Origin of the sequence: Jiangella alba (assembly GCF_900106035.1) — a bacterium.
Taxonomy (GTDB): Bacteria; Actinomycetota; Actinomycetes; order Jiangellales; family Jiangellaceae; genus Jiangella; species Jiangella alba.
The window spans coordinates 2,825,974-2,844,736 of sequence record NZ_FNUC01000004.1 but is presented as its reverse complement, the minus strand read 5'-3'; the positions used below and the strand labels follow the sequence as shown (position 1 = coordinate 2,844,736).

The window sequence follows — 18,763 nt, the reverse complement described above, 5'->3', positions numbered from 1 at the left end:
GGTCTGGCCCATGCACGAGGTACCCCGGGCGGCAGCCTGCCCGAATCCGAGTCTGTCCCGCCGCACCGCGATCCGGCTGCTGGTCGGCGCGGCCGTCCTGCCACCGGTGGTGAACGCGTTCGGCCTCTCCACCGCGTCGGCCACGACCCCCGCCGCCGACGGCCAGGCGCCGTTGCCGGACGCGCTGCGCCGGCTGGAGATGCCGAGCCTGGCCGTCGAGCCGGTGGCGACGATCACCGGCGAGCGGCACCGAGTCACGTTCTCCCGCGCGACGTGGGACGGCGGCCACACCTTCGTCCGCGACCTGGAGGTCCGCACCTCCGGCGGCTGGTTGCCGGTCACCGACCCCGCCGCACGGTTCGACGAGCAGTGGATCGTGCTGACCGGCGGCGACGGCAACCCGATCGACTACTACACGTCGATGACCCCGAACTGGGTGGCGTTCGACTCGCTCGCCCAGGTCGACGCGCGGACCGTCGAGCTGCGCAGCACCCCGCCCGGCGGCTACGACCTCACCGTCCGCTGGACGCTCACCGACATCGGCCCCGAGCTGCAGTGGACGCTCACCGCCGGCGCCGCCGACGACTATGTCGTCGGGTACCAGTCCGTCGACGCCGTCACCCCCGACGACGTCGACGAGGTGCTCTGCGGTTCCTGGCAGCACGCCCGCGTGATCGGCGGGGCGCAGTCGTTCGGCGCCTGGGAACTGTTCGCGCCGATGTCGCTGACCCAGCGCTCCATCGGCGGCCAGGACGTCACGCTCGGCGTCTACACCCCCGGCGAGGTGCTGCTGTTCGAGCACGAGCGGGAGCCGGGGCCGGACGGGCAGCCGTTCGGCATGAGCCTGCGCAACGACGACCGCGACGTGCAGCCGGTGATCTTCGCGCCGCAGGCCGGCCGCCGGTCGCCGCTGGCCGCCGGTGAGAGCCGCGGCTACGCGTTCGGGCTCTACGCCGCCGCCGGCACCGTCTACGACACCTACACCGACCTCGTCCGCCACGAGTACGGCTACACGGACTACCGCCGCAACGTCTACGACACCTCGCTCACCGACACCGTCCACAACCTCATCGACCTGCTGATGGTCGAGCCGGACGGCGACGACAGCCAGTCGTTCGTGCCGTCGTTCAGCGGCTGGTGGAACCGCGCCAAGGGCTTCGTCGACATCGAGAACGACCAGGCCGTGCGCACGCCCATCGCCGGGGTCCTGCTGTCGGCGTACTACCTGACCGGCGACGACGCGCTGTACGAGCGGCGGGCCCGGCCGCTGGTCGAGTACCACCTGTCGCGCGCGAACCACGGCAGCACGCCGGTCAAGGGGGCGCCGGTGTACGGCAACCCCGACCTCTACCGCATCGGCCGGATCCCCGGCGACGCCTCGACCCTGGTGCCGTTGTACGAGCAGACCCGCGGGCAGAACGCAGGCCTGCACGCCCTGGCGATGGACCTCATCCGGCAACGGCCCGCCCGCGACGCACGCACCCCCATGAGCACGCCGCTGCAGGCCTACGTCCTCACCGGCAACGAGGCCTACCTGGCCGAGGCCCGGGCGGAGGCGCGCCGGCTGATCCGCGACCAGATCATGCGGCCGTACACGACGAACGCCGCCGAGAACGAGTTCGGCTACCACTACGTGAAGGCGTGGACCGAGCTGCTGGTGCTGTTCGAGCTGACCGGCGAGCAGGAGTTCCTGGACGGCTCGTACCACGAGGCGCAGCGCTACCTCGGCGTCATGAACGTACGGCCGGTCCCGGACACCACCGTCACGGTGCCGAACCAGCCGTTCATCGACAACCAGATCGACTGGTGGAACACCCCGCTGCTGCCCGACTACCCGCAGACGACGGTGCCGAGCGAGGAGGTGCCGGCCTGGATGGTGTCGTCGTCCGGCGTCACGTTCGAGCAGCTGTCGACGTTCAAGACCTCGTCCGGCGCGGTGAACCCCGGCGGCGGCTTCACCTGGATCCCGGCGTGGGCGCCGTTCCTGCTCCGCCTCGCCCACCACACCGGCGACGACCTGTTCCGCGACGTGGCGCACAACCTGGTGGTGGGCCGGTTCACGAACTACCCCGGGTACTACAACCGGCAGTTCAGCGTCGCCCACATGAAGCCGGACTTCCCCTACCAGGGCCCGCCCGGGGCCGGCGGCATCTACTTCCACCACATCCCCGGCCAGCTCGGCCTCGCGCTGGACTACCTGGTCACCGAGCACCTGACGCGGTCGGGCGGCGAGATCGACTTCCCGCGCCAGTTCGAGACCAACTACGTCTTCTTCAAGTACTCGACCTACGGGCACGCGCCCGGGACGTTCTACGGCGAGGACGGTGTCTGGCCGTACTTCCCGAAGGGCATCGTCGTCGTCGACAACCCGCAGGTCAACTGGCTGACGGCGGTCGGCAACGACAGCCTGTACCTCAGCCTGACCAACGAGAGCGACACCGACGAGCGGGTGACCATCGACGTCGCCACGCCGGGCACCGGCCTGCCCCGGCGGGCCCGCAACCGGGTCGAGGTGCTGGCCGGCGCCAGCATGCCGGGCGCGGCGACGCTGCGCGGCGGACGGCTCACGACGACGGTGCCGGCGAAGGGGCACGCCGCGCTGGTGGTGCGCGACGTCAGCATCGACGTCCCGTGGCACTGGACCAGCGACGCCGCCGCCCAGGGCTCGGACAGCCACCATCACGCCTTCCTCGATCCCGCCGCCGAGACCGGGCTGGTGCGTGCGGTCCTGCTGGTCCGCCCCGACCGGTCCGGCTACGACGCGTACGTCCAGGCCGACGTCGAGGAGCCGGCGACGGCCGAGCTGTCCTTCGCGCTCGGCGACGGCGAGTGGCAGCAGGCCCCGGCCAAGGTGTTCCCGTACGAGTGGACCATCCCGGTCGACGGCCTCACCACGCCCTTCACGTTCCGGGTCGTCGCCGGCGACCAGGCGACCACGGACCACACGTTGCGGCTGCCCACGTCGGTCACCGGCGTGGTGCCGGACGGCACGGCGGCGGTGGGCGAGCTGAGCACGTCGCCCGACACCACGCCGGGTGACGTCGTCCGGGTCCGGGCCCGGGTGCGGGCCGGGATGGCCGAACTGGCCGGTGCCGCTGTGGCGCTGACCGTGCCGTCCGGATGGACCGCGGCACCGGTCGGCGACGTGCCGGCGTCAGTGCCGGCCGGCGGCGCCGCGGACTGGACGTTCGACGTCACCGCACCGGCGGACGCCACCGGCACCGCCGAGCTGACCGGCACGGCCACCTGGACCGGCGGGAGCGCCGAGCTGACGCCGTCCGCCGTCGAGGTGCTGGCGCCGCTCAAGATCCCCGCGCTGACCGCCGCTCCGGCCCTGCTCGCCAAGGGTGGCGACACGTTCGAGCTGACCGCCGCCGTACTGAACGTCGGCCCGCTGCCGCGGTCGGGAACGCTGCAGGTGAGCGTCCCGCCGGGGTGGCAGGCGTCGGCGACGGAGGTCGGCTTCGACGTCCCCGGGCGCGAGGAGCGCGAGTACACCGTCACCGTCACGTCGGCGGCCGGCGCCCTGCCCGGCACGGCGCACCGCATCACCGTCGCGGCGGACGGGTCGGCGCAGCAGGCCGTCACCGTCCGGCTGGCCGGCACCGACATCATCGTCGACAACGCCGACGAGTGGCCCCGCTACGTCGAGACCGGCTGGTGGCTGCCCAGCACGCTGGCCGGCTGGAACCGCACCGCGTCCCGGTTCAGCGAGGAGGAACGGCGCGGCGGCACGGCCACCTGGAACCCGGTGCTGCCCGCCGACGGCGTCTACGACGTCGCCGTCTGGTACCCGACGAACCCGGCCACCACACGCGAAGCCGTCTACGTCGTCCACCACGCCGACGGCGACGACGAGATCGTCGTCGACCAGCAACAGGACGCCAACGGCTGGCGCACGCTCGGCCGGTACCGGTTCACCGCCGGCACCAGCGGCTACGTCCGCATCGAGGTCCGCAACCCCGGCTTCCACCGAGTCGACGCGGCTCGGTTCCTGCCGGTGGACGCGGCGGCGCTGCTGCCGGTCGTGTCCGGGCTGGCCGCAGCCGACGTCTCCGCCCCCGGCGGGACGACCACGCTGACCGCGATGCTGCGCGCCCAGGACGGCACCCCGGTGCGGGGCACGGCCACGCTGGCCACCCCGGCCGGCTGGACGGTCGCTCCCGCGCAGATCCCGGTCGACCTCGCCGGCGGCGCCTCGACGACCCTGGAGTTCGCGCTGACGGCGCCGGCGGACGCCGCAGCCGGGTCGCTGCACGAGATCGCCCTGTCCGCGGCCGGCGCCGAGGCGGCGATCGCCGTGGCCGTCGGCACCCCCGACCCCGCCGCCGCCGTCATCGTCGACGACGAGGACGCCGGGTACACCGAGACCAGCGGCTGGAGCGCCAGCAGCCTGGCCGGCCACGACGGCAGCCGCTCGCGGTTCGCCGGCGGCGGCACCGGCGCGGTCGCCACCTGGACCCCGGACCTGGCGGCGGCCGGCCGCTACCGGGTGAGCGTCTGGTACCCGACCAACGCCACCACCACCCGGGCGGCCGCCTACACCGTCGCCACCGCCGAGGGCGGCGAGCGGACCGTCGTCGTCGACCAGCAGGAGGCCGGCGCCACCTGGCGTCCCCTGGCCATCGTCGACCTCGACCCCGCGACCGCCGCGATCCGGCTGACCGCGCAGAACAGCGGCCACCATCGCGCCGACGCGGCCCGATTCGAACCCGTCGTGCCCGCGCAGTGAGATCGGAGACCCAGGTGACGAGCGCCAGTCCCTCCCTGTCCCGCCGTACGGCGATCCGGCTGCTGGTCGGCGCCGCCGTCCTGCCGCCGGTGGTGAACGCGTTCGGCCTGTCCGTCGCGTCCGCCACGACCCCCGCCGCCGACGGCCAGCCACCGCTGCCGGACGCGCTGCGCCGGCTGCCGATGCCGAACCTGGCCACCGAGCCGGCCGCGACCATCACCGGCGACCGGCACCGGGTGACGTTCCACCGCGCCAACTGGGACGGCGGCCACACGTTCGTCCGCGAGGTGGAGGTGCGCACGCCCGGCGGCGACTGGCTGCGCGTCACCGACCCCGCCGCGCGGTTCGACGAGCAGTGGATGGTGCTGACCGGCGACGACGGCAACCCCACCGACTACTACACCTCCATGACGCCGAACTGGGTGGCGTTCGACTCGCTCGCGCAGATCGACGCGCGGACCGTCGAACTGCGCAGCACGCCACCGGGCGGCTACGACCTCACCGTCCGCTGGTCGCTGGCCGGGGCCAACCCGGAGCTGCAGTGGACCCTCACCGCGGGCGCCGCCGGCCAGTACGTCGTCGGCTACCAGTCGGTCGACGCCGTCACCCCCGACGACGTCGACGAGGTGCTGTGCGGGTCGCGGCAGCACGCCCGCGTGATCGAGGGCGCGCAGGCGCTGGGCGCGTGGGAGCTGTTCGCGCCGATGTCGCTGACACAGCGGCGCATCGGCGACCAGGACGTGACGCTCGGCGTCTACACCCCCGGCGAGGTGCTGCTGTTCGAGCACGAGCGGGAGCTCATGCCTGACGGCCAGCCGTTCGGGATGAGCCTGCGCAACGACGATCGTGACGTGCAGCCCGTGGTGTTCGCCCCGCAGGCCGGACGGACGACCGCGCTGGCGGCGGGCGAGAGCCGCGGCTACGCGTTCGGCCTGTACGCCGGGACCGGGAGCCTGTACGAGGCCTACACCGACCTCACCCGCCACGAGTACGGCTACACCTCCTACCGGCGCAACGTCTACGACCTGTCGCTCACCGACACCGTCCACAACCTCATCGACCTGGTGATGGACGAGGGCGACGGCGACGACAGCGAGTCGTTCGTGCCCTCGTACAGCGGCTGGTGGAACCGGGCCAAGGGCTTCGTCGACATCGAGAACGACCAGGCCGTGCGCACGGCGATCGCGGGCGTGCTGCTGTCGGCGTACTACCTGACCGGCGACGACGCCTTGTACGAGCGGCGGGCGCGGCCGCTGGTGGAGTACCACGTGTCGCGGGCGAACCACGGCAGCACCCCGGTGCCCGGCAAGACCGTCTACGGCAACCCGAACCTCTACCGCATCGGCCGCGTCCCCGGCGACGCGTCGACGCTCGTCCCGCTGTACCAGCAGACCCGCGGGCAGAACGCCGGCATCCACCGGCTGGCCCGCGAGCTCATCGCGCAGAACCCGCCGCGCGACGGCCGCACCCCGGTCAGCACCCCGCTGCAGGCGTACGTGCTGACCGGCAACGAGGCGCACCTGGCCGAGGCCCGGGCCGAGGCACGCCGCTACATCCGCGACCAGATCGCCCGCCCGTATACGACCAACCAGGCCGAGAACGGCTTCGGCTACAACTACGTCAAGGGCTGGACCGAGCTGCTGGAGCTGTTCGAGCTGACCGGCGAGCAGGAGTTCCTCGACGGCGCCTACCGCGAGGCGCAGCGGCACCTGAGCATCATCCAGGTGCGACCGGTGCCCGACACCACCGTCACGGTGCCGAACCAGCCGTTCATCGACGACCAGAGCGACCGCTGGACGACCGAGATCATGCCGGACTACCCCACGACGACGGTGGAGTCCGAGGAGGTCCCGGCCTGGATGGTGTCGACCAGCGGCGCCACGTTCGAGCAGCTGTCGACGTACAAGGTGGCGGCCGGCCGAGTGAACCCGGGCGGCGGCTTCACCTGGATCCCGGCGTGGGCGCCGTTCTTCCTGCGGCTGGCCCGGCACACCGGCGACGACCTGTTCCGCGACGTGGCGCACAACCTGGTGGTCGGCCGGTTCACCAACTACCCCGGCTACTACAACCGCCAGTTCACCGTCACGCAGCTCGCGCCGGACTTCCCCTACCAGGGACCGCCCGGGGTGAGCACGATCTTCTTCCACCACATCCCGGGCCAGCTGGGGCTGGCGCTGGACTACCTCATCACCGAGCACCAGACCCGCTCCGGCGGACAGATCGACTTCCCGCGCCAGTTCGAGACCAACTACGTCTTCTTCAAGTACTCGACCTTCGGGCACGCGCCCGGCACCTTCCACGGCGAGGACGGCGTCTGGCCGTACTTCCCGAAGGGGCTGGTGGTGCTGGACAACCCGCAGGTCAACTGGCTGACGGCGGTCGGCAACGGCAGTCTTTACATCAGCCTGACGAACGAGAGCGACACCGACGAGCGGGTCACCGTCGACGTCGCCACCGCGGGCTCGGGGCTGCCGCGGCGGGCCCGCAACCGGGTCGAGGTGCTCAGCGGCGACGGCCTCCGCGGCGCGGCGACACTGCGCGGCGGCCGGGTCACGACGACGGTCCCGGCAAAGGGGCACGCCGCTCTGGTGGTGCGCGACGTCGACATCGACGTGCCGTGGCACTGGACGTCCGACGCCGCCGACCGCGGCCCGGACAGCCACCACGACGAGTACCTCGACCCGGCCGCGAACGACGGCCTGGTGCGGGCGATGCTGCTGGTCCGGCCGGACCGCTCCGGCTACGACGCCTACGTGCAGGCCGACGTCGAGGAGCCGGTGGCCGAGCTGTCCTTCGCACTCGGCGACGGCGAGTGGCAGCAGGCGCCGACCAAGGTGTTCCCGTACGAGTGGACCATCCCGGTCGATGGCCTGACCACACCGTTCACCTACCGCGTCGGGTCCGGTGCACTGACGACGGCCGAGCACACGCTGCGGCTGCCGGTCTCGGTGACCGGCGTGCTGCCGCCCGGCGCCGTGGCCGCCGGAGAGCTGTCGGCGGCGCCCGACACCACCCCGGGCGACGTCGTACGGGTCCGGGCCCGGGTGCGGGCGGGGTCGGGCGAGCTGGCCGGCGCCGCGGTGGCGCTGACGGTGCCGTCCGGGTGGACGGCGACGCCTGTGGGCGACGTGCCGGCGACGGTGCCGGCCGGCGGGTTCGCGGACTGGACGTTCGACGTCACCGCGCCGGCGACCGCGAGCGGGACGGTCGAGCTGGCGGGCACGGCCACCTGGACCGGCGGGAGCGCCGAGCTGACGCCGTCCGCCGTCGAGGTGCTGGCGCCGCTGAAGCTGACCGCGCTGACCGCCGCTCCGGCGGAGCTGACGGCGCCCGGCGACACGTCCGAGCTGACCATCGCGGTGCTGAACCGCGGGCCGCTGCCGCGGTCGGGCACGCTGCGGGTGACGGCGCCGGCCGGCTGGCAGGCGTCGGCGACGGAGGTCGGCTTCGACGTCCCCGGGCGCGAGGAACGCGAGTACACCGTCACGGTCACCTCCGCCGCGGGCGCCGCGCCGGGCAGCACCCACCGGATCACCGTCGCCGCCGACGGCGTGGGCGAGCGCGGCGTCACCGTGCGGCTGGCCGGGACCGACATCATCGTCGACGACGCCGACCCGTGGCCGCGCTACGTCGAGACCGGCTGGTGGCTGGCCAGCACGCTGGCCGGCTGGAACGGCACGGCCACGCGGTACAACGAGGAGGAGCGCTACGGCGGCACCGCGACCTGGCGGCCGGAGCTGCCCGCCGACGGCGTCTACGACGTCGCCGTCTGGTACCCGACGAACCCGGCCACCACGCGTGAAGCCGTCTACGTCGTCCACCACGCCGACGGCGAGGAGGAGATCGTCGTCGACCAGCAGCAGGACGCCAACGGCTGGCGGACGCTCGGCCGGTACCGGTTCACCGCCGGCTCGGACGGCTACGTGCGGGCGATCGTGCGCAACCCCGGCTTCCACCGCATCGACGCCGCCCGGTTCCAGCCGGTCGACCAGGCCGCGGCCGTGCCGGCGGTGTCCGCGCTGGCGGCGGCCGACGTCGCCGGGCCCGGCGGGACGACGACGCTGACGGCGACGCTGCGCGCCCCGGACGGCACGCCGGTGCAGGGCACGGCGCGGGTGGCCGCCCCGGCCGGCTGGACCGTGGCGCCGGCCGAGCTGCCGGTCGACCTCGCCGGCGGTGCGGCGGCGGAGGTGTCGTTCGCGCTGACCGCGCCCGCCGGCGCCGTCGCCGGAACCCTGCACGAGCTGGCGCTGCACGCCGCCGGGACGCGGGCGGCGCTCGCGGTCGCCGTCGGGACGCCGGACCCGGCCGCCGCCGCGATCGTCGGACCCGACGACCCCGGCTACGCCGAGGAGGGTGTCTGGACGCCGAGCAGCCTGCCCGGCCACGACGGCGGGCGGACCCGGGTCAGCGGCGGCGGCAGCGGCTCGATCGCCACCTGGACCCCGGACCTGGCGGCGGCCGGCCGCTACCGGGTGAGCGTCTGGTACCCGACGAACCCGACCACCACCCGGGCGGCCGTCTACACCGTCGCCACCGCCGGCGGCGAGGAGACCGTCGTCGTCGACCAGCAAGAGGGTGGCGCCGACTGGCGTCCTCTGGCCATCGTTGACCTGGACCCCGCGACCGCGGCGGTCCGGCTGGCCGCGCAGAACAGCGGCCACCATCGTGCCGACGCGGCCCGCTTCGAGCCCGTCGTGCCCGCGCAGTGAGGACGGAGTACCAGGTGAAGAGCATGGTGATCGCGGCGGTCGAGGCGTTCCCGCTCCGGCTCGAGCTGGACGGCACGCCCGGCCGCGGCGGCCCGGACTACCAGGCGCCGCACGATCGGCCGACCATCTACTCGCCCAGCCGCGAGACGGTGTTCGTCCGCATCGAGACGACTGACGGGCTGGTCGGCTGGGGCGAGGCGCTGGTGCCGGTCGGACCGCGAGTCGTCGCCGCCATCGTCGAGGATCTGCTCACCCCGGCGCTGCTCGGCGCCGACGCGGCCGACGTGCGGCCGCTGCGGTTCCGGCTGGGCGAGCTGATGCGCGAGCGCGGCCACCTCGGCGGCCACCAGGCCGACGCGCTGGCCGCCGTCGACATCGCGCTGTGGGACCTGCTCGGGCGGGCGACGGGGCTGCCGGTCGCGTCGCTGCTCGGCGGGGCGTTCCAGCGGCGGATCCCCAGCTACCTCACCGCCACCGGCACGGCGACCACGCCGGAGGAGTTCCGGCGGCACTGGTCCGACGGTGTGCGCCGGTTCAAGCTGCACCTCGGGCCGGACGTCGACGAGGCGCTGGCGGTGTTCGACCGCGCGGCGGCCGTGCTGCCGGAGGCCGCGTTCGCCGTCGACGTGCACTGCCGGCTCGACGGCGCGTCCGGGCTGCGGCTGGCCCGCGAACTGGCGGCCCGCGGCGCGTGGTTCCTCGAGTCGGCGCTGCCGGCCGAGCACGCCCGCGGGTACGCCGCGCTCGCGGCCGCCGCCGACCTGCCCATCGCCGCCGGCGAGGCGCACCGGCACCGCTACGAGGTGGCCGACTGGCTGGCCGTCGACGCGCTGGACCTCTACCAGCCCGACATCGGCCGCACCGGCATCACCGAGGGCAACGCCATCGCGACGCTGGTCAACACCGCGTACCGGCCGATCCTGCCGCACCACTCGGCGGCGCTCGGGCTGGCGCTGGCCGCAGGCCTGCACGTCGCCGCGGCGGCGGACAACGCACCGTACTTCGAGTACGCGCCGGGGACGGTCGAGCTGGCCAACGTCCTGCTGGCCGAGCCGATCGTCGCCGAGCCCGACGCGTACCTGCTGCCCGACGGGCCCGGCCTCGGCGTGGTGGTCGACGAGGACAAGGTCCGTGCCGCCGTCGTCGAGCGCTGACCGGCCGGTGCCGTCAGGGCGCCGTCAGCACCTCGACCCCGTCGGGCGTGATGGCGATGGTGTGCTCGCTGTGCGCCGTCCGCGACCCGTCGGCCGAGCGGATGGTCCAGCCGTCCGGGTCGTAGACGATGCGGCTGGTGCCGGCGGCGAACCACGGCTCGACGGCGAACGTGAGGCCCGGTCGCAGTGGGTACCCGCGGCCGGGCCGGCCGAGGTTGGGGACGGCGAGGTCCTCGTGCATGGTGCGGCCGATGCCGTGGCCGCCGAACTCCCCGTTGGGGGTGTAGCCGTAGGCCCGGGCCACCTCGGCGATGGCGTGCGAGACGTCGCCGAGGCGGCCGCCGGGCCGGGCCGCCGCGATGGCCGCGTCGAGCGCCTCCTCCGTCGACCGGATCAGCCGCAGGTCGTCGTCGCGCGGCGTCCCCGCGACGACGCTGATCGCGCTGTCGCCGGCCCAGCCGTCCAGCTCCACCGCGAGGTCGAGGCTGAGCAGGTCGCCGTCGCGCAACGTGGCGTCGTGCGGCAGGCCGTGCAGCACGGCGTCGTTCAGCGACAGGCAGATCACGTTGCGGAACGGCCCATTGCCGAACGACGGCGCGTAGTCCCAGTAGCAGGAGACGCCGCCGCCGGCCGCGATCAGCTCACGCGCGCGATGCTCGATGTCGAGCAGGTTCACGCCGGGCTGGACCATGGTGCGCAGTTCGGCCAGGATCTGGGCGACGAGCCGGCCGGCCGCGCGCATCTTCGCGATCTCGGCCGGCGTCTTCAGTTCGATCATCAGGTACCTCCGGTATTATCATACCGGTGGCAGGAACCGGGCCCTCATCTCGGGCCGGGCGAACGCCGACGGGCTGGAGATGGTCAGGCCTCCGTCGACCGGCAGCGCCACGCCGGTGACGAACGAGGCGGCCGGGCTCGCCAGGAAGTACGCCACCTCGGCCACCTCGGCCGGGCGGCCGGTGCGGCACAGCGGGTAGCCCTCCGCGAGCCCCGGCCGGTCGTCGGCGTCGGTCGTGATCAGGCCCGGCACCACGGCGTTGACCCGCACCCCGCGCGGGCCGTAGTCGAGCGCGAGCTGGCGGACCAGCCCTTCCAGGCCCGCCTTCGCGGCGGCGTACGCGGGCAGCCACGGCGACGCGACCCGTCCGTTCACCGACGACACCGCGACGATCGACGACCCCGGGGCGAGGTGCGGGAGGCCCTGCTTGCAGACCTGGAACGCCGTCGTCAGCACGGCGCCGAGGGCGGCTTGCCACTGCTCGTCGGTGGTGTCGGTCAGCGGCGCCGTCGGCTGGGCCGCGGCCGCCGGCACGATGACGTCGAGACTCCCGGCCCGCTCCAGCACCGCGTCGACGACGTGGCGGGCGCCGGTGGCCGTGGTGCAGTCGGCTTCCAGATGCGCGGCCAGCGACGGATGCTCGAGCGGCTGGACGCTGACGCCGACGACGGTGTCGCCGGAGGCGGCGAACCGGTCGGCGATGGCCCGGCCGATCTCCGACGACGCACCGATGAGCAGGACACCGCGTCCGGACACCCCGACCTCCTCAAACCTGCACAACTAGTGCATCATCAGCATGACACTATCACCATATGGATAACGAGCTGGGGCTGCCGATGAGGATCACCGAGGTCGAACCGCTGGTCATCGCCACCGGAACCGGGACGTACCTGCTGGTCGTCGTGCACACGGACGCCGGCCTGCACGGGCTGGGCGAGGTCGGCATGCGGTCGCGGCCGCGGGCCGTGCTCGGCGCGCTGGCCGACTTCGCCGCACTCGCCGTGGGAACCGAGGCGCACCGCATCGAGGAGCTGTCACAGCTGTTCCTGCGCGGCGGCTTCTTCCCCGCCGTCGGCGACGTCGCGGCGGCCGCGGCCGGCATCGACCTCGCGCTGTGGGACCTGCGCGGCAAGGCGCTCGGCGTCCCCGTCCACGAGCTGCTCGGCGGCGCCGTCCGCGAGCACGTCCCCGCCTACGTGCACGTGCAGGGGCGAGGGCTGGCGGAGTACCTCGACCACGCGCACGAGCTGGCCGGGCAGGGCTGGCGGCACCTGCGCATCGGGCTGCAGCCGCCGGCCGAGCCGGTGCTGGAGCCGCGCGCGACGCTGCGCGAGAACATCGCCGTCTTCCACGGCCTGCGCGACGCCCTCGGCGACGACGTCGAGCTGCTGGTCGACGTGCACACCCGGCTGGACCCGGCCGAGGCGGCCGTCTTCTGCCGCGAGATCGAGCCGGCCCGGCCGTTCTTCGTCGAGGACCCGCTGCGGGCGGAGAACCTCGACGCCTACCGGACGCTGCGGGCGCGGACCGCGGTGCCGCTGGCGGCCGGCGAGCAACTGACGACGCTGTGGGAGTTCCGGCCGCTGCTCGAGGGCGACCTCGTCGACCACGCCCGCATCGACCTCGCCAACACCGGGCTCACCCAGGGCCGGAAGATCGCCGCACTGGCCGAGGCGCACCACATCCAGATCGCCACGCACAACCCGCTCGGCCCGGTCTGCACGGCGGCGTCGGCCCACTTCAACGTCACGCTGCCGAACGTCAGCGTGCAGGAGCAGGGCCACCCGCACGGCTGGGCCGACGACCCGCTGGTGCCGGCCGGGCCGCTGGTCTCCGCCGGCGCCGTCCGGCCCGGCGACGGTCCCGGGTTCGGCGTGGAGGTCGACCTGGCGGCGGCGCGCCGCGCGGCGGCCGGCGAGCTGGGGCCGCCGCCCCGCTACCGTCGTCCCGACGGATCGCTGACGAACTGGTGAGGTGCGCATGACCGCGGTGCTCGTGACCGGCGCGGCCGGGAATGTCGGAGGGATGCTCCGGCCCGGGCTGGACGGCGTCTCCGTGCGCGCCGTCGACACCCGTCCGGTCACCGGCTGGGACGGCGCCGACGTGCGGGTCGGCGACCTCGCCGACCCCTCGTTCACCGCCGCGGCGGTCGAGGGGATGGACGCCGTCGTGCACCTGGCCGCCAACCCGTCGCCCGGCGCGTCGTGGCCGCAGCTGCGCGGGCCCAACGCCGACGCCGTCGTGACGCTGCTGGACGCGGCGTGGCGGGCGGGGGTGCGGCGGGTGGTGCTGGCCAGTTCGGTGCACGCGATGGGCGGCTACGTCTCCGCCGCCCGGCCCGACGGTGGTCTCGTCGACCCGGAGTGGCCGGTGCGGCCGTGCTGCACGTACGGCGCCAGCAAGGCGTTCGCGGAGGCCTACGCCCGCACCGTCGCCGACGGCGGCGGGCCGTCGGTGGTGTGCCTGCGGCTGGGCGGAGTGCTGCCGAAGCCGTTGGACACCGGCAACCTGCTGGGCTGGCTCTCCCCCGGCGACCTGCGGCTGCTGGTGCGCTCGGCGCTGGCGGCGGACGTCCGGTACGGCTGCTATTTCGGGGTGTCGGCCAACACTCGGGGCGTGTTCTCCTACGCCAACGCGGTGGCCGAGCTGGGCTACCGGCCCGAGTCCGACTCCGAGGCCCACGCCGCCACCCTTCCACCCGGCGACGGCGGCCTCTGCCGCTGGCGCGACGAGCAGTCACCGGCCATCTGACCTGACGACGGCGGTGCCGGACCGGTGCCCGAGCCCGGCGCCGGTGCCGCCTGTTGTCGCAACGTTCACGCGCCCGCCGCAGGTGAGCGCGACGCAGAGTCGTCGGGGCTGTCATAGTCGCGTGTCATGACACGAAGGATGACGATCGCGGCCGCCGTACTGGCAGCGCTCTGCACTTTGTCCGCATGTGGTGACGACACGGGCGGCGTGGACGGGACGAGCCCGTCGGCCGGCGCCGAGGACGGGGCCGAGGGCGGGGCCGAGGAGCAGACCGGCGGCGCCGAGGACGTTCCGGCGACGCCATTGAGCTGACGGGGGCAACGGTGATCCCGGCTGATCAGAGCGACATCACTGCCGAGCAGGTCTGCGGGGCGATCCCGGTCGCCGAACTGCCGGTCCCGGTCGACGAACTGAAACCCTTCAACGACCCTTCGCTGGTCGAATGCATGATCGACCGCGCCGACAACGAGGACATCACCACCTCGGTGAAGTTCTCCGCCGACACCGAGGTCAGCGGTGACGGAACCACCGTCGACGGTCGTGATGCCAGTGTCCTCGAGGCGCCCGGTGTCGGCTGCCTGGTGGAGTTCAGCCGAGGCGACGACTCGGTCAGCGTGGAACTGGCGACGGTCGAGTCCGCCGGCGCCGAGGGCATGTGTGACACCGCTCAGGCGATCGCCGAGGCTGTCGCGCCGTACTTCCCGGAGGACTGAGCCCAGCCGCGAGCCGCTGAGCCGTCGGGCGCGACCCGGCGACCTCTGCCGCCGGCTCGACGAACGGTCACCGGCCGTCTGACCGTCGGCGGCCGCTCCCGCTGCCCGCTGTCCGGCTGCTCCCCACCGTCGGGCTGCGCCAGCCGTCCGGCTGCTCCCGGCCGTCCGGCCGCTGCCCGTTGTTGGGCTGCTCCCGGCTGCCCGGCCGCTCCCCGCCCTCGGGCTGCGTCGGCTGTCCGGCCGCTCCCCGCTGGTGGGCTGCGCCAGCCGTCCGGCCGCTCCCAGCCGTCCGGCCGCTCCCGGCCGTCCGGCTGCTCCCGGCCGTCCGGCTGCTCCCGGCCGTCCGGCTGCTCCCGGCTGCCCGGCTGCTCCCCGCTGTTGGGCTGCGCCAGCCGTCCGGCTGCTGCCGGCTGTCGGGCCGCTTCCCCGGCATCCGGCTGCTTCCGACGGGCTGGTAGCCGGCCACCAGCCCGCGGGGCACGACGGCGGGCGCTAGGAGGCAGCAGTGTCGAGGAGCCCGTCGCGGTGGGCGATGGCGGCCGCTTCGCCGCGGCCGGACGCGCCGAGCTTGGCCAGGATGTTCGATACGTGCACGCTGGCCGTCTTGGCGCTGATGAACAGTTCCTCGCCGATCTCGCGGTTGCTCCGGCCCGCCGCCACCAGCCGCAGCACCTCGTGCTCGCGCACCGTCAGCCCGGACGGCGCCGCCGCGGGGCCGGGCACGCCGGAGACCAGCGGCAGCTGGGCCTGCTTCGAGAACGCGCCGATCCAGCCGCGGTACAGCCCGGCGCCCAGCGAGTCGGCAGCGGCGGCCGCCTGCCGCAGCACGTCGAGAGCGTCGTCGCGCCGACCCGCCCCGACCAGCGCCTGACCGAGCCGGAACCCGGCGTACGGGACGAGATGCACCGGGCCTTCCGCCGCCTGCAGCGCCGCCAGCGCCTGCTCCCACGCCGCCACCTCGGCGCCGGCCCCGCCGGCACGAGCCGCCCCGGCGCCGGCCCCGCCGACGTCCGGCCGCCCGGCGGCAGTCGCACCGCCGCCGTCGGCACCGTCTGCCCATGCGGCACCGGCGCTGGCCAGCTCGGCCTCGACCAGCACGGTCCACACACCGACCGGCCAGCCGCGCGACGCCTGGGCGACGAGCGCGCGCAGCCATGCGGCATCAGCCGCGAACCCCTCCGCGGCCCCACCGTCACCGTCAGCCGGCCCTGCACCGTCGCGACCGTTCACCCCGGCACCGGCAGCGCGGACCCGCTCCCCCAGCGCCTGTGCTCCGGCGAACGCCAGCGGCAGGTCGTACCCGGGCACCGCGGCGTCGGCCGACGGGCCGACTTCGGCGGTGACGGCGGACCAGGCCCGCTCCGCATCGCCCTGGGCGAGGGCGACGTCGGCTTCGAGACGAGCGACCAGGCGGCCGTCCTGCGGCAACACGACCCGGCGGGTCATGCCGGCGCGCAGCCGGTCGACGGCGGCGGCAGCGGTGGTGACGTCGCCGCGCCAGAGGACGAGCCAGGCCCGCAGGCCGATCATGTGCCGCTCGTGGTTGGGCGGCGGCACGAGTTCGAGGCCGCGCTCGATCATCCGCTCGGCCCGCTCCCAGTCGCCCAGCGCCAGCATGGGTTCGGCCGCGTTGCCGGCCAGCACCACGCCGGTCGTGCGCTTGCGGCCGCGCCGGCGGGCGTGCTCGTAGCCCTCGGTGGCGACGTCGACGGCGTCGCGGTAGCGGCCGAGCAGGGTGTAGGCGTCGGACAGGTTGACGAAGTAGCGGTGCAGGTGGTCGGGGCCGGCGGTGGCCGTGGGCCCGGCTTGGCGCAGTTCGTCGAGCGCCTTCTCGGCGTCGCCCATGTGCACCCACGCGGTACCGCGGGTGATCTGCGCCGACGCCACGAGGCGGTCGAGACCGACGGCCTTGGCGACCCGCTCGGTCTCGTCGGCGACCTCGAGTGACTCGGCGAAGCGCCAGTCGAGCATGAGCATGATGGCCAGCCAGTCGAGCGCCTCGGCCCGCTGCACCGACGGCTCGGCCGGGATGAGCTCGCGTGCCTCCATGAGCGCCTCGATGGCGCCGGGCCGGCCCAGCCGGTTCTTCACGCTGCCGAGGTGCGCCAGCAGCCAGCCGGCCCGGACCGGGTCGGCGGACCGGTCGACCAGCCGCAGCCCCTCTTTCACCAGCGACAGCGTGCGCTCGGTCTCGCCCGCCGCGTACGCCTCGGTGGCCGCCCGGATGAGCAGTTCGAGGCGGTCGCTGCCGGCCACCCGCTCGGGCTCGGCGACCTGGTCCCACAGCTCGAGCGCCCGCTCGAGCAGCTGCTGCGCGGTGGCGTGGGCGTAGCTGCGGACGAGCTCGGCCGCCGCCGTGAGCGACCACGCGAACGCCCGCTCGACGTCGTGGGCGGAGTACCAGTGGTGCGCGACCTCGGCCGCGGTGGGCGTGCTCGGCATGAGCTCGGGGTGCGCCTCGAGCGCCTGCGCGTACCGGGCGTGCATGCGCGCGTGCTCGCCCGGCAGCATGTCGGCGTGCAGGGCCTCGCGCAGCAGCGCGTGCCGGAACGCATAGCCGTCGCCGTCGACCACGATGACCCCGGCCGAGACGGCCTCGCGCAGCGCGGTCTCGAGCGGGCCGGTCTGCTCGCCGGCGACGAACTCGAGGACGGAGTGGTCGACGCGGTTGCCGGCCGCCGACATGAGCCGCAGCAGCCGCTGTGTCTCTTCGGACAGCGGCTCGACCCGGACCAGCAGGAGGTCGCGCAGCGACCCGGGCAGGTCGCCGCAGTCGTCGGCGTAGGCCAGCTCCTCGACGAAGAACGGGATGCCCTCGCTGCGCCGGACGATGCGGTCGACGTGGGACCGCTCGGGCGGCCGGCCCAGCAGCTCGCGCAGCTGCAGCACGACCTCGTCGGCGTCGAGCCGGGGCAGTTCGATGCGGTGCACCTGGCGCAGGCGGTCGAGCTCGGCCAGCAGCGGCCGCAGCGGGTGGCCGCGGTGCAGCTCGTCGGAGCGGTACGTGACGACGAACAGCAGCTGGGCGTCGCGCACCCCGCGGACGAGAAAGCGCAGGAGGTCGCGGGTGGGGCTGTCGGCCCACTGGAGATCCTCGAGCACCACCACCAGCGGACGTTCCGCCGCGACGCGCTCGAACAGCGACGTGACCACCTCGTACAGCCGGCCGCGGCCCTCGGGTCCCTCGGCCGGCGCGACGCCCACCTCGGGCACCAGCCCCGCCAGTGCGTCGCCGCCAGGACCGGCCAGCTCGAGCAGCCGTTGCGCCCCGAACTCGGCGTGCAGCCCGCGCAGCGCGCCCACCAGCGGCGCGAACGCCGGGCCCTCACCGTCGAGAGGGACCGACTGGCCGGCGACGGCGCGGGTGCCGCCGGCGACCACCTCGGCCACGAACTCCTCGGCCAGCCGCGTCTTCCCGATGCCGGCCTCGCCGCCCAGCAGGACGGTGACCGGCTCGCCCGCGCACGCGCTGGCATAGGCCTGGCGGAGGTCGGCAAGCTGCCGTTCCCTCCCGACCAGGCCCACGGTGCGGGTGACGTGAATGACCACGTCATTCATCCTGCCACCCGCCACCGACAAGCCCATGCGAATTTCCTTCCAGCAGACCGCTCCCGCTCAGGCGGTGCGCGCCCGGCTGCGCGCCGTGGCGCCGCCGGTCTTGCGCGCGGCCCCGCGCCGGACGGCGGCCAGCGCCTGACGGGCCAGCCCGTCGCGGCGTGCCTCCGCCTGCAGGTCGTGCGACCGCTGGTCGTGGACGATGCGTGCCGCGTAGTCCCCGTGAATGCTCATGATGCTCGGCTCCTGCCCCTACTCGTTGCGTTCTGATATCGAGCATGGTTCTGAGGCGCCGTGTGACACATCGGGAGACTGCCGCATTGTGGCGGCGCGGAACCGTCTAAGGCGGTCTGAGGTGGCGTCTAAGG

At 74.3% G+C, this 18,763-nt stretch carries 11 protein-coding genes; 7 read left to right on the top strand and 4 right to left on the bottom strand.

What is annotated here, in order from left to right:
• Window positions 1-10: 10 nt before the first annotated feature.
• Genes BLV02_RS31120 through BLV02_RS31110 form a run of 3 tightly spaced genes read left to right on the top strand, consistent with a single transcriptional unit; the run spans window position 11 to window position 10,598 of the window.
• Window positions 11-4,732 carry a golvesin C-terminal-like domain-containing protein gene (locus tag BLV02_RS31120; protein ID WP_069112189.1) on the top strand — a complete coding sequence of 1,574 codons (4,722 nt, stop codon included), beginning with the start codon at window positions 11-13 and terminating at the stop codon, window positions 4,730-4,732.
• Window positions 4,733-4,746: 14 nt separating this feature from the next.
• Complete coding sequence (locus BLV02_RS31115; protein ID WP_069112190.1) at window positions 4,747-9,444, top strand: golvesin C-terminal-like domain-containing protein; 4,698 nt, start codon at window positions 4,747-4,749, stop codon at window positions 9,442-9,444.
• Between the two features lie 23 nt (window positions 9,445-9,467).
• On the top strand, window positions 9,468-10,598 hold the full coding sequence (locus BLV02_RS31110) for a mandelate racemase/muconate lactonizing enzyme family protein (RefSeq protein WP_069112327.1): 1,131 nt from the start codon (window positions 9,468-9,470) through the stop codon (window positions 10,596-10,598).
• 13 nt (window positions 10,599-10,611) lie between these two features.
• On the opposite strand, the gene map is transcribed toward BLV02_RS31110, so the two are convergent.
• Window positions 10,612-11,376 carry a type I methionyl aminopeptidase gene (gene map, locus BLV02_RS31105; protein WP_069112191.1) on the bottom strand — a complete coding sequence of 255 codons (765 nt, stop codon included), beginning with the start codon at window positions 11,374-11,376 and terminating at the stop codon, window positions 10,612-10,614.
• Between the two features lie 18 nt (window positions 11,377-11,394).
• Window positions 11,395-12,132 (bottom strand): SDR family NAD(P)-dependent oxidoreductase, encoded by a 738-nt coding sequence (locus BLV02_RS31100; RefSeq protein WP_069112192.1) that lies wholly within the window; start codon window positions 12,130-12,132, stop codon window positions 11,395-11,397.
• Between the two features lie 56 nt (window positions 12,133-12,188).
• Between BLV02_RS31100 and BLV02_RS31095 the strand changes: the two genes are divergently transcribed.
• From BLV02_RS31095 to BLV02_RS31085, 4 genes are all read left to right on the top strand, one after another.
• Window positions 12,189-13,349: a mandelate racemase/muconate lactonizing enzyme family protein gene (locus tag BLV02_RS31095; RefSeq protein WP_083288776.1), complete on the top strand. Its 1,161-nt coding sequence runs from the start codon at window positions 12,189-12,191 to the stop codon at window positions 13,347-13,349.
• Between the two features lie 7 nt (window positions 13,350-13,356).
• The gene (locus BLV02_RS31090) at window positions 13,357-14,127 is read left to right on the top strand and encodes an NAD-dependent epimerase/dehydratase family protein (RefSeq protein WP_069112329.1); all 771 of its coding nucleotides are present in this window, start codon (window positions 13,357-13,359) and stop codon (window positions 14,125-14,127) included.
• Window positions 14,128-14,265: 138 nt separating this feature from the next.
• Window positions 14,266-14,439 carry a hypothetical protein gene (locus tag BLV02_RS36870; RefSeq protein ID WP_171906765.1) on the top strand — a complete coding sequence of 58 codons (174 nt, stop codon included), beginning with the start codon at window positions 14,266-14,268 and terminating at the stop codon, window positions 14,437-14,439.
• A gap of 11 nt (window positions 14,440-14,450) precedes the next feature.
• Window positions 14,451-14,840, top strand: a complete 390-nt coding sequence (locus BLV02_RS31085) for a hypothetical protein (protein ID WP_069112193.1) — start codon at window positions 14,451-14,453, stop codon at window positions 14,838-14,840.
• A gap of 492 nt (window positions 14,841-15,332) precedes the next feature.
• On the opposite strand, the gene BLV02_RS38135 is transcribed toward BLV02_RS31085, so the two are convergent.
• Window positions 15,333-18,389, bottom strand: a complete 3,057-nt coding sequence (locus tag BLV02_RS38135) for a helix-turn-helix transcriptional regulator (RefSeq protein ID WP_171906766.1) — start codon at window positions 18,387-18,389, stop codon at window positions 15,333-15,335.
• A gap of 66 nt (window positions 18,390-18,455) precedes the next feature.
• Window positions 18,456-18,629: a hypothetical protein gene (locus BLV02_RS36865; protein ID WP_171906767.1), complete on the bottom strand. Its 174-nt coding sequence runs from the start codon at window positions 18,627-18,629 to the stop codon at window positions 18,456-18,458.
• Window positions 18,630-18,763: the final 134 nt, after the last annotated feature.